The organism is Roseibium sp., from assembly GCF_965229775.1.
Classification (GTDB): domain Bacteria; phylum Pseudomonadota; class Alphaproteobacteria; order Rhizobiales; family Stappiaceae; genus Roseibium.
On record NZ_OZ245929.1, the window covers coordinates 433,912 to 446,431 of the forward strand.

General features: G+C 60.3%; 10 protein-coding genes. 4 read left to right on the forward strand and 6 right to left on the reverse strand.

Annotated features, from left to right (window positions below; all coding sequences use genetic code 11):
* Positions 1-198 precede the first annotated feature (198 nt).
* Complete coding sequence (locus tag ACO07N_RS01870) at positions 199-798, forward strand: TetR/AcrR family transcriptional regulator (RefSeq protein WP_421979392.1); 600 nt, start codon at positions 199-201, stop codon at positions 796-798.
* Positions 799-817: 19 nt separating this feature from the next.
* Here ACO07N_RS01870 and ACO07N_RS01875 read toward each other — a convergent pair whose 3' ends face one another.
* Complete coding sequence (locus ACO07N_RS01875) at positions 818-2,380, reverse strand: cation:proton antiporter (RefSeq protein WP_421979393.1); 1,563 nt, start codon at positions 2,378-2,380, stop codon at positions 818-820.
* A 436-nt stretch (positions 2,381-2,816) separates the two neighbouring features.
* Here ACO07N_RS01875 and ACO07N_RS01880 point away from each other — a divergent pair, with 436 nt between their 5' ends.
* Complete coding sequence (locus ACO07N_RS01880; protein WP_421979394.1) at positions 2,817-4,664, forward strand: dihydroxy-acid dehydratase; 1,848 nt, start codon at positions 2,817-2,819, stop codon at positions 4,662-4,664.
* Between the two features lie 82 nt (positions 4,665-4,746).
* Here ACO07N_RS01880 and ACO07N_RS01885 read toward each other — a convergent pair whose 3' ends face one another.
* The 4 genes from ACO07N_RS01885 to ACO07N_RS01900 form a co-directional block, all read right to left on the reverse strand.
* Entirely contained in the window at positions 4,747-6,045 is a 1,299-nt protein-coding gene (locus ACO07N_RS01885; protein ID WP_421979395.1) for an amidase, read from the reverse strand.
* Between the two features lie 151 nt (positions 6,046-6,196).
* Positions 6,197-7,639, reverse strand: coding sequence for a TRAP transporter large permease (locus ACO07N_RS01890; RefSeq protein ID WP_421979396.1), 1,443 nt, complete (start codon positions 7,637-7,639; stop codon positions 6,197-6,199).
* Positions 7,640-7,648: 9 nt separating this feature from the next.
* Positions 7,649-8,464, reverse strand: a complete 816-nt coding sequence (locus ACO07N_RS01895; protein WP_421979397.1) for a TRAP transporter small permease subunit — start codon at positions 8,462-8,464, stop codon at positions 7,649-7,651.
* 119 nt (positions 8,465-8,583) lie between these two features.
* On the reverse strand, positions 8,584-9,633 hold the full coding sequence (locus ACO07N_RS01900; RefSeq protein WP_421979398.1) for a TRAP transporter substrate-binding protein: 1,050 nt from the start codon (positions 9,631-9,633) through the stop codon (positions 8,584-8,586).
* Positions 9,634-9,934: 301 nt separating this feature from the next.
* Between ACO07N_RS01900 and ACO07N_RS01905 the strand changes: the two genes are divergently transcribed.
* On the forward strand, positions 9,935-11,050 hold the full coding sequence (locus tag ACO07N_RS01905; RefSeq protein WP_421979399.1) for an adenylate/guanylate cyclase domain-containing protein: 1,116 nt from the start codon (positions 9,935-9,937) through the stop codon (positions 11,048-11,050).
* A 228-nt stretch (positions 11,051-11,278) separates the two neighbouring features.
* On the opposite strand, the gene ACO07N_RS01910 is transcribed toward ACO07N_RS01905, so the two are convergent.
* Positions 11,279-11,734 (reverse strand): hypothetical protein, encoded by a 456-nt coding sequence (locus ACO07N_RS01910; protein ID WP_421979400.1) that lies wholly within the window; start codon positions 11,732-11,734, stop codon positions 11,279-11,281.
* 166 nt (positions 11,735-11,900) lie between these two features.
* Here ACO07N_RS01910 and ACO07N_RS01915 point away from each other — a divergent pair, with 166 nt between their 5' ends.
* Positions 11,901-12,461: a GbsR/MarR family transcriptional regulator gene (locus ACO07N_RS01915; protein ID WP_421979401.1), complete on the forward strand. Its 561-nt coding sequence runs from the start codon at positions 11,901-11,903 to the stop codon at positions 12,459-12,461.
* The last annotated feature ends 59 nt before the right edge of the window (positions 12,462-12,520 follow it).

Sequence of the window (12,520 nt, forward strand, 5' to 3'; positions counted from 1 at the left end):
TCTCTGTCGTGGCGTTGACCGTCACGCCACGAGCCGGGCCGAAACCGATAATCCGCCGGTCCACCGATAATTGACGGACCGGCTGGTCAATCCAGGAAACGCAAGCTAAAACCCCAATGAAGGCGCAAACTTAGGTCATATCAATGCCGTCAATTTCGTGAGGGCAAGACCTGGTTTCGAAAACGGAGGCCGGAACACATGGCGAGAACCCGCGCCAGTGACTTTGAAGAAAAACAGCACGGCCTGTTGCTGACGGCGGCCAATGTGTTTGCGACCCAGGGCATGGAAAAGGCGTCCATGTCGCAGATCGCGCAGGAGGCGGGGGTCTCCAAGTCGCTGCTTTACCACTACTACCCGTCGAAGGGCGCGCTGATCTTCGCCATCATTCAATCGCATCTGGCCATCCTCGACGCCGCGCTGGAAGAGGCCGACGACCCGTCGCTGCCCTCCGACAAGCGGCTGCGCAAACTCGTCCTGACGGTGCTGGACAGCTATCGGGGCGCTGATGATCAACACAAGGTCCAGCTCAATGCCGGCCCGGCGCTCTCCGACGAACAGAAAGCCGAGATCGTCGCCATCGAGCGGCGGATCGTGCGGCACTTCTCAAGTGTCCTGAAGGACATTCACCCGGATCTCGCGAACCCCGGCCGGCCGCTTCTGATGCCGGTCACCATGTCCCTCTTCGGCATGATGAACTGGGTTTACATGTGGTTCAAGGAAGGCGGCCCGATCTCCCGCGAAGACTACGCCAACGTCGCCACGACCCTGATCCTGGAAGGGATCAAGAAGGTGCGGTAGGGCGCGCGGTGCCAGTTTTCTAAGTCTCACGCGCCACGACCGGCTCGATTGCGTGCGTTGCCAGGCTTTCCCCTGCTTCCTGCATGGTCAGGTAGGTCTGATCGGCACCTGCCTCGGTAATCTGTTCAACGTGGTCCGCATGCAGCGCATGGCTGACGATCGTTCCGGAAAACCCGCTGGCCCGCAGCATGCGGGCGGCGATCAGCTTGGCTTCCAGATCGTCCATTGCCAGGACGGCAGCCGAGATGCCTTTCAAATCCACGCCATGCCAGAAATTGCTGTCTTCCGCATCGGCGAAAATCACGTTGCGCCCGGCGCCGGCGTGCCCCTCGACCTTGTACATGTCCGCATCCAGTCCGACCGGGCGATGCCCCTTGTCGATCAGGGCGTTGAAGGCAGCGGTTCCGGTTCTGCCCATTCCGAAGACCATGACATCCGCATCGCCGAGATCAGTCGGCTGTTCGTCCGGATGCCGGGCCTGCAACTCGAACCGTTGCAGCTGTGTCTCGAAACGCTCGAAGATCGCATGCGCAAACCGGTTGAGCGGCGCGGCGATCAGGAACGACACCGACACTGCAATGGCCAGCGGCACGAGATATTCCTCGGCGGCCGGAATGCCTGCGGCCACGATCAGACCGAACTCGCTGTAGGCCATCAAAGACAGGGCGGTCACGAAAGACGTGCGCGCCCTGAGCTTGAATGCGATCAGGATGAAGAAAAACAGAACGCCCTTCAGCGGCAGCAGAAGCCCCAGGGCAAGCGCAAAGGAGAGCGCGTTCCAGTCGGGCAAACCGGACATTCCGATCGACAGGAAGAAACCGATCAGGAAGACTTCCTTGAGAGCCCAGAGCGAGTTCGACAATTCGCCCGCACGCGGATGGCCCGACAGCAGGAGACCCATGACCAGGGCGCCGATCTCGCCCTTCAGGCCGATAAGTTCAAAGCCGACCCCGCCGACAACAAGGCTCAGCATCATGCCCGTCAGCAACAGAACCTCGTCATGTCCGGCCAGATCCAGCAACCGGAACAGCAGCGGCCTGAGCAGGGGCGTCGCGAAGATCAGCAGCGCCCAGGGACCGGGCAGCTTTCCGGCGAAGATCGCGAGAACGACAAGCGCAATGATATCCTGAACGATCAGGATGCCGATGGCCGTCCTGCCATGAAACGTACCGAGTTCGCGTTTGGCTTCGAGTATCTTTGCCGACAGCACCGTGGACGAAAAGGCAAGAGCAATGCCGATCAGAACGGCGCTCAACCAACCGGACGTGAAAAGCAGCCAGACAATGGGCGTGAACAGGGCGACCGAGACCGCGAAATGGATCAGCGCGCCGCCGATGACCTGGGGCTCGGTAATCTGCCGCAGTTTCAGCTTCAACCCGATGGTGAAGAGCAGGAGCAGAACGCCGAGTTCAGCGACGTAGTCGAGAATGGGCCCCGTTTCGACGGGCATGCCGAAACCCGGACCGATGAAATTGATGAAGAAACCGGCGGCAAGAAACCCGACCAGCGGCGGCAGACCGATTTGCCGCACCATGAGCCCGAAAACGAAGGCGGTTCCGATTGCAAAGACTTCAAAGTGCATTCCGGTCTCACCCACTCTTTCGTGCCTTGCGGCAAGTCAGTAACTTTTGGAAACCTGTTCGGGACGCAGTACTCGCTTGTCGTGTTCCTGAGGCCTTCATCCCAACAGAAATCCGCATGCGGGATCAACGAATTTCGCCAAGAGAACCGGGTATTCCACCGGAACAGGTGACAAAAGAACCTTTGTCTGCCGGTTCTGTGCGGCATCGTGCTACCCGCGGCGGTTCTTTCAAAAAAACCGGCGCTGGTGCAGGATTGCGCTTGATCCCGGCATCGATGCACCGGCGTCATTCGCGCAAACCGTACTGGTATCGCCGATTCGCCGGTTGAAATTGCGCCCATGTCGATTACAAGCATACCCACCCCGCGGCTTTCCAGGGATCGGCACCAGGACCGAGAAACGCACGGGGCGGGCGCAGCTGAACAAGAAGTGACACATGACGAAATCCAGAATTGTCCTGATTGACCGCCACCCCGGCCGGTCCGCACAAACGATTGGGATCGCCAATGAACTTGGCACCGATCCGGAGCTCATCCACGAACCCTCTGTCGGCGTCGTCGGAACGAAGGGGGACAGCCAGTGCTACCTGGGCGTTGCCCGCAAGGTCGATGCCATTCATGAGCACCTGAAGTCGCGTATCGGCAACGGCGAAGGTCAGCTGAAATACCGGCTGGTTCAGCCGGAATACACCATCGCGACATCGGACGGCATCCGCAACGGCACACGTGAAATGCGGTATTCGCTGATCGGCCGTGAAGTCACCAATGACGGTCTGTGTGAACACCTGGAAGCGTCGGGGCTTGCCGGAACGATTGCCGTCGTTGCCTGCGACAAGCCCCCGGTCGGGACCATGGCCGCGGTTCTGGAACACAACGAACCGGCAATCATCATGTCCGACGGCACCATCAGGCCGGGCAAGGACCCGGAAACAGGCGAGATGCTGGACATCGTCAGCGCCTACCAGGTCGCCGGCCACCAGGACGCGGCGGTCCGCCACCGCATTGCCTGCCACGCCTGCCCGGGCATCGGAAGCTGCGGCGGCATGTTCACCTACAACACCATGCAGACCTTCATCGGCGTGGTCGGCCTTCAGCCGCTGCACATGGTGGCGCCGCCGTCGGACGACCCGCGCCGTCTCGAAGAATTTCCTCAGCAGCTTGTCGCCTATCTGGCATCCATGATGGAAACCGGCCTGAAGCCGCGCGACATCGTCAAGCGCGATTCCATTCGCAACGCGGTGATCGTGGCCATGGCGATCGGCGGATCGACAAATGTCGTCCTGCACGTTCCGGAAATCGCCCGCGCGGCCGGATATGAACACTTCTGGCGCGACGTGATGACACCGGAGGAGTTCAATCACCTTTCCCGGGACGTCGTTCCGGTCCTGACGAATGCGCGTCCATACGGCAAGTATTCCATGCTCGACATCGATCGTGTGGGCGGCGTTCAGGTCATCGTGAAGGAACTTCTCGACGCCGGTCTCCTGAACGGAGACATGATGACCTGCACCGGCCGCACGCTTGCCGAACAGGTCGCCGATCTCGATGCCGCCTCACCCGATGGCGACGTGATCCATACCGTTGCCGACCCGTTCAAACCGACAGGCGGCCTGCGGATGCTCGGCGGCAACCTGTCACCGGACTTTTCGGCGATCCTGAAGCTCGCGGGTGTTGAAGGTGGCCTGGAGAACAATCTCTTCAAGGGCCGGGCCCGGGTGTTCGAGGGCGAGGCCGGCCTGATCAAGGCGCTGGACGAAGCTCCGGACAGCTTTCAGGACCAGGATATGGTCATTGTCCGCTATGATGGTCCGAGCGGAGGTCCGGGCATGCCTGAAATGCTCGATCCGACCTCGCGCATCACGACGCTATGCCGCGAGCGCGGCATCGTGGTTGCGCTCATGACCGACGCGCGCTTTTCCGGCGGCTCGGTCGGTTTGGTCATCGGCCATGTTGGCCCCGAAGCCGCTCTTGGCGGCCCGATTGCCTTTGTCGAGGACGGCGACGAGATCATCGTTGACCTCAACTCGAACACCGTGAATTGCGCAGCGCTGGACGATCCGGCAACGCTCGCGGCGCGAAAGGCGGTCTGGGAGAAGGCCGTTGCCGACAATGGCGGCATTCATCCGAACTGCGGGGTTGCTGACACCCGGCTGTTGCACCGGGCACGCCACACGGCCGTTCCGGCGGTTCGCGGTGGCGGTTTGCATCCGAACCGCGAGGTCTGGGTCCGCGACATGAGACCTGCGGAAGACACCGGCTTCGTTCCGCGCAACCGCCACCGCTAGAATTACATCGCGGCAGCGCGGATCACGCGCAAGAGCGGCAGCTGATGGATAACTTGATTGAAGGCGGCGCAACGCGCCGCCTTTACCAACCGTTCTCCTGGCTCCAGTCCCAGAGCCATTGCGCGGTCGACACAAGCGCCCTGTCTTCTCCGCGTGCCGTAACGAGCTGGACCCCCATGGGAAGACCGCCCGGCGTTGCAAGCAGCGGCAGGGTGATTGCCGGCGTGCCAGCCATCGTCCACAGCCCGTTGAAGATCGAGTCGCCCGTCGACCCCAGTCCGGCCGGCGCGGGTCCAAGCGCCGCCGGGCACAGGATTGCATCGCAGCGCTCGAACAGCGGTGCGAGCAACGCCGCCATGTCGTCCTGAAACGCCTTGGCGGCGAGGTAGTCGACGGCGCGAAGCGTCAAGCCTTCCTCGATCGCAGCCCGTGTCGGCGGACCGAGCTTGTCTGCGCCGCGCTGAAGATAGCGCTCGAAATAGTGGCCCATCTCCACGGTGTTGATCATCGCTCGCAAACGTGCGGCATCGTCGAATGCCTCCGGCAGCGACAGGTTCGTGACCCTGTCTCCAAGCGCAGTACGCAAGCGCTCGAACGCGGCGGGAAGCGTTGCGTCCGCGCGGTCCCATCCCGGAGGCGCAATGAAGCCGAACACGGGCGACGCGGCAGGCACTGGGCTCTCTGCTGCCTCGCCGCTCAAGACATCGGCCAGAAGCGTGGCCCCTGCCGGATCATTTGCAAAGACGCCGAGCGTATCCAGCGAATGGGATTGCAGCAACGTGCCCTTTCGCGGGATCGCGTTGAAGCTGGGTTTGAGGCCGACAATGCCGCAGAACGAGGCCGGGCGCACGACGGAGCCTCCGGTCTGCGTTCCGATGGCCAGTGGCACCATTCCGTCAGCCACAGCCGCCGCCGACCCCGACGAGGACCCGCCGGGCGTGTGCTCCAGGTTCCGCGGGTTCCGTGTCTTGTTGGGGTGCAGAAAGGCCAGTTCGGTCGTGACCGTCTTGCCGAACATGATGGCTCCGGCCTGCTTGAGCCGTTTCACCGCCTCCGCATCTTCCCGGGGCACGCGGCCCGCATCGACGGGACAGCCGTTCTCGCTTGGAATGCCCGCCGTGTCGATCACGTCCTTGACGCCGATGGGCAAACCGTGAAGGGGACCGAGCGGCGCACCGCTCGCTCTCAAAGAATCCAGACGCTCAGCTTCCGCCAAGGCCGCTCCGGCATCGAACCAGACCCACGCCCTCACCTCGTCCTCGCGCGCCTCGATCCGCGCGATACAGGCCTTCGCGAGTTCGACGGCGGACAGCTTGCCATCGGCAAGCCGGTCGCGCAGCTCTACCGCACTCAGCTTGAGCAAAGCTTCGTTTTCACTCATGGATGCCTCCGCGTTCCGGCGCGCTGCAAACGCCCGCCGGGGTTAGATACGACAAGGGTTGATCAATCCTCGAACCCGGTCCCAGTCATGCCCGGCGGCGCGCACGCTTGAGGGCCGAATTCAACCGGTTTGCTCGTTCCAGGCAGCCTCGCTAATTGCCGTAGGCAACAGACGGCAGCCAGGTCGTGAGTGCCGGGAAATAGAACACGATCAGCAGACCGAGCAGCTGAAGGATCACGAAAGGAACGACACCCCGGTAGATGTGCCCGAGCGTCACGCCCGGTGGACAGACACCCTTCAGATAGAACAGCGCGAAGCCGACGGGTGGCGTCAGGAACGAGGTCTGCAGCGTGACCGCCACAAGGATCGCGAACCAGACCACCGACGGATCCCGAACCTGATCGAAACCGGGTACGGCGAGGTCGAGGCCGACGATGATCGGCAGCATCAGCGGCATGATGATGATCGTGATCTCGATCCAGTCGAGCAGGAAGCCCAGCAGAAACACAATCAGCAGGATAAAGCCCACGGTCATGTAGGGGTCTTCGAACACCGAGAGCACCAGGTGCTGCACGATCTCGTCACCGCCATAACGCCTGAGCACAAACGCAAAGAAGTTGGCGGCAAGAAAAATACCGACAATGTAACCGGACGTGTTCAATGTGGACCGGCTTACGTCCTTGACCACCTTCCAGTTCAGCCTCCGGTTGGCCAGAGCCAGCAACGTCGCGCCCATCGCCCCGAGACCGGAGGCTTCGGTCGGTGTCGCAATACCTGCGAAGATCGATCCCAGAACCAGCAGGATCAGGAACATGGGCGGCACCACGGCAAGGAGAACCTCCTTCACATCCTCCCAATGCACCTTTTCAGGCTTTTCGGGAGCCGGCATCGCCTTGGGATTGATCAGGCCGTAGATGACGATGAAGACGATGTACAGCCCACCAAGGATCAGGCCCGGGAACAGCGCGCCCATGAAGAGGTCGCCAAGGCTGATCGCGAGCTGGTCGGACATGATGACCAGCATGATCGACGGCGGAATAAGGATTCCGAGCGTCCCGGCCGAGGCTATTGTGCCCGTCGCGATCGGTTTCGAATAATCCTGCTTCATCATTGCCGGCAACGCCATCACGCCCAGCAACGTGACCGATGCGCCGATGACGCCGGTGGAGGCAGCCAGGATGATACCGATCAGCATGACCGTCAGCGACAGGCCGCCGCGCAGAGATCCGAACAGCTTCTGCATGGAATGCATCATGCGCTGCGCGACACCGGACTGATCGAGCATCAGACCCATGAAGATGAACATCGGCAGGGCGACAAGAACCGGGTTCTTGACAATGCCGCCAAAGAGGCGCCCGGACAGCGCCTGCATGCGCTGATAGCTGATGCCGGTCCGGTCGAACTCGATGATGTCCCGGAAAAACGACCGGTTCGGATCAAGCAGAAACTCGGCAAGCAGCACGAAGACGAGGCTGACCCCGACCAGCGCCATGGCGACGGGGATGCCGCGAAACAGCATCCAGATGAAGGTGATGAACATCACCATCACGGCGATTTCGTTCAGCGTGAGAAACTGGCCAATAAATTCAAGCATCTATCTGTCTCACGCCGTCTTATTGCGGCTGAAAAGCCTTGCTGCGCCAATCACGACGAAGGTCAGGACCAGCGTAATCATGATCGTGTATTTGATGTCGTAGTTGCCGACCTCGACTTCGTCGAAAATGACGTGCCGGCTTATGTCGCGCGCCGTTGTGTCGGGTGGGCTGATGAGCCACACCACCCACCAGAGCGCGTAATAGGTCGCAAGGTTAACCGCGAACATCGTCGAGGGAAACGCGTAGAGCAACTGCTTCCAGAGGACGGGCCTTGTCAGCTTGGACAAGAGACGCACGTAGATCGACCACGCCGCCACCGCCATCAGGATGAAGGACAGGTTCATCAGCGTCTTGAGGATCCAGAGGTTGTGCAATCCGTTCGGGCTGTCGGACCCCTCGTCAGCCTTGATGGAGGATAGCGTGTAGTGCAGCGTGACGTCCCAACTCAGGATGATGAACGGCAGGAACAGCCAGGTCAGGGCGACGATGTCGGTCCTGAGCTTCTTCTCGCTGGAAAAGCCGTCATAAAGGATATCAACGCGAACGTGGCTGTTCGTTGTTACCGCATAGGCGATGCCGACCAGCACCGCCGACCCGTAGAGCCACCACTGGAAATCATCGAGCCAGGCCTGGTTCATGCCGGCGCTGCGCAGGACAACCTGGGCGCAGATGGCGACCATCAGGAACGGGAAAAGCCATGCAAAGATGTTGGAAATGAAAACGACGAACCGGTCGCCGCGATTTTGTTCCTCGCGTCCAACCGCACCCGGATCGGTGATCGCGACGCTGCCATCGGCTGAAATGACTTCTTCAGGCTTGTCCATATGCTCCCCGCCTTGCCTGCGATATGCCGAGCGCCTCCACACCCAGCAGAATACCGGGGCGATGACGCCCCGGTATGCATTGTGTCGTCCGGGATCCCGGACGGATCAGTGCAGCCCGCTTAGTTGCGCGGACGCGGCAGGTAGATGTTGTCGTTCCAGACCTTGTAGCCGGCACGGAACTCCTGGAGGTTGTCCCAGACTTCCTTGAAGAACGCATCCTCAGCAGCCAGCTCGGCAGCAACTTCGACCCACGCTGCTTCGAAAGCGTCTAGCATTTCCGGCGACCACTGCTTGATGGTCACGCCGTTCTTCTCGACGTTTTCCTGCATCGCATCAAAGTTGGTGGCTTCACCTTCCGCGAAGTTGTCGGTGATGTTCGCCATGCAGGCGATCTGGATCTGGTTCTGGGCGACTTCGTCGAGATCGTCCCAGCGGTCCTTGTTGATCAGGAGCTCGAACATCGTTGCCGGCTGGTGCCAGCCCGGGAAGTAGTTGTACTTCGCGATGTTGTGGAACCCGAGACGGGCATCGATCCGCGGCATGGAGAATTCGGTTGCATCGATCGCACCGCGCTCCAGCGCCGGGAAGATGTCACCACCGGCGAGCAGCGACGTGGACACGCCGAGTTTCTGCATCACTTCCGCACCGAGACCGAAGAAACGCATGTTCAGGCCTTCAAGGTCTTCAAGACCGTTGATCTCGTTCTTGAACCAGCCGGAGGTTTCCGGAGCGATGATCCCGCAGGGAATGACGTGAACGTTGTAGCCGTTTTCGTCATACATGCGCTGGAACAGTTCCGCACCGTCGCCATAGAGCATCCATGCGAGGAATTCGCCGGCTTCCGGGCCGAACGGCACGGCGGCAAACAGCGACGCGGCCGGGATCTTGCCCTGCCAGTACCCGGATGTCGTGTAGGCGGCATCGACCGACCCGCTGGAAACGGCGTCAAGCGCTTCAAGGGCCGGAACCAGCTCGCCCGGATCGAAGTGCTCGAACTCGACATCGTTGGAGATGGAATTGATCTTTTCGGTAAAGCCCACGGCAGCCGTGCCGAGGATCGGCAGGTTTTTGCCGAAGGCCGAGGTCATTTCGAAGGCTTCCTGGGCGGCAGCCGGTGCCGTCAATGCAAGGCTCGTCGCCGCAGCAATGGCGAAAGTACGGATCGTCATATGTTTCCCCCTGGGTTTTTTTGTGGGCCTTGACCGGCCCTTTGGAAAAAGAAACGTACGCAACTTACTTAGCGCAGTCAGCCAAAAGTGTTAATCCCCGGCTTTCGTATAAAGCGGGTTGGCGATGCCCTAAGTCTTTTTCTTTTCGTTGAAAAAAGATTTTCGGCAGCGTTTTCGCGCATGAACCGGAAAACGGTCCTATTGTTTTGACGGCCGGCTTCGCCGCGTCCGACCGGATCAGACAGGTTGCGCTATGAACAATGACGCCACGATATCAAGTGATGAGATAATCCGTTGGCTGATGGTCGAGGGACCCCGCCTGGAAACGCCCTCGGCACTGCTGAACGGCTACAGCCTGAAACTCCGTGAGGCCGGACTTCAGGTCGACAGGTCGACACTCGGCGCGCCGATCCTGCACCCGATCGCGAAGTCATCCTATGTTTTCTGGGATCTTGAGACCGGCCCGGAGCAACGCTGGTTCGTCTATACGCCGGACCAGATGGAAATGCTGAAGGCGAGCCCGATCCACAAGATCTACACGCGCGGCGAAGCAACATCGCTGCACCTGGATATTCCGGGCGAAAGGAGCTGTTACCCGATCGGTGAGGATCTGTGGGCGGAGGGGTACCATCAATACGAGGCCCTGCCGCTGCAGTTCTCCGATGAAACCTTCAAGGTCCTGACCCTTGCCACCAAGTCGCCCGGCGGATTTGACGGCCGCGCCAAGGCGCTGATCGATGCGACGCTGCCCGCGCTGACGCTTGTGTTCGAGGGCTTCATCGCGCGCAATACCGCAAGAACGCTCATGGAGACCTATGTCGGCACGAGGGCGGGTCTTCGGGTGCTTGATGGCGAGATCGCCCGCGGTGACGGCAGCACCATCGATGCGGTGATCTGGTTTTCCGATCTGCGCGGTTTCACGTCCCTGGCGCAATCGCGCAGCGAGGATGATCTGCTGAAACTTCTGAACGACTATTTCGGAACGCTGACGGACGCGATCGAGGCCCATTCCGGCGAAGTCCTGAAGTTCATCGGGGATGCCCTGTTGGCGGTGTTTCCGCATCAAAATGATGTCGGAGCAGCCGTGGCGAGAGCGGAAGCTGCGGCCCTGCAGGTCGCAGGAGCGGACCGGCCGCGGACCGACTATACGTTTGGCATCGGCCTTCATCCCGGCTCCGTCTTCTATGGCAATGTCGGCGGCGGCAACCGGCTGGACTTCACCGTCATCGGGTCCTCCGTCAACATCGCCAGCCGCATCGAGGGCCTGTGCGGTGCGCTCGGCGAAACCGTTCTGGCCTCCGGCGACTTTGCGGCAAAATCGGAAAACAGCTGGCGGTCCGTCGGACGCCGCGAGCTGAAGGGCGTTGCCGACCCACTGGAGATCTTCGCACCGGTCGTGCCTCAACGCAGATCATAACCAGACCGGGCTAGAGTACAGCCCCATGTCTGCCGCCAAATCGGCTTCATTTGTGAGCCCGTACCCTAGTGCGGTGAATTTGAAGTTCGCATCATTGCTGCAGCAGTCTCCGAAGCGAACTTCAAATTCGTAAACCGCACTAGAAACATAGACTTGCTAGTCACCTTCTTGAATCTGAAGTTCGTTCGAAGCCCGCTGAAAAATGAGTCGAACTTCAGATTCAGGTGACTAGTCGATCCGGTCCGGCAGGCCGCGCCCGTTGTTCCACCACCGGTTCGGATTGCTGCTTTTCGGGTCATAGGCCGCCCTGGAGGCCCAGTCCTCACGCAGGAAGATCACCGGTTCTTCGTAGTGATGGACAAGAAGGATCGCATCCATCACCTTTTCGAGGATTGCCAGATCCCGTTCAATGGAGATCTTGAGTTCAACCATCGGGTAGGTTTCGGTGTTTCCCGCCTCGAAACCTGCCACGTGGGTAGTCGTCGTGGACCCTGGTTCCGGTTGGGCGGTTTCCCTGCCGACGGCGGAAATACTCGCATTGCGCTGATAGCGCCCGAAGCTCAGCGGATGAACTTTCATAACCTCGTCGAGAATGCGGTCGGTGTCCTCAGGCAGCGTCTGTATCTCCAGGGTCCAGACCGGCAGAAAGGTACCGGATTTTGCCGAGTAGCCGTCGAGATGCATGGGTTCGCTCCGTCTTGGAGATTAGATTGTTCTTATTTTGTTCCAATGATCTCACAACGTCAACAAGTCTCACGATGTCTCCCGCGGCCCTGATCCATCCGATGCCGGACAGACGCGAAGTCACGCAGGCCTTGACTCTCGCACATAACTGACAGATATTTCTGTCATGACAGAAATTACCGACAAAGATAAAAGCTCTTCCAGATCCCAGTTCATCCTCTATTGGGGAGACATGGGAAGCCAGTGGGGCGTGAACAGGTCCGTGGCGCAGATCCACGCCCTCCTGTATCTCAGCACCGAACCGCTCAATGCGGAACAGATCTCCGAGGAACTCGGGATCGCACGCTCCAACGTCTCCAATTCCCTGAAGGAACTGGTCGGCTGGAAGCTGATCCAGCGCGTGCCCGTCGCGGGTGACCGGCGTGAGCATTTTGTCGCCGAGACCGATGTCTGGGAAATGGCGCTGCTCATCGCCAGGGGCCGCAAGGAGCGGGAGATCGATCCGGCGATCCGGGCGATCGACATGTGCGTGACGCAGGCGGAGACCGAACCCGCCCTCGATCCTGCGGTGCTCGGGCGCATGCACGCCATGCAGGATTTTCTGGCCACGGCCGACAAGTGGTCGGCCCAGATGCTCAGCGTTCCGAAGTCCAATCTCGCCGCCTTGATGAAGATGGGCAACAAGGTACTCACCCTCTTGAAGATTGGCGGCAAGACCGCAAGGTAGCCGCAAATTTTTTTGCCCAATAATTTCTCTTTATACAGAAATAACAAATAAAACAGGAA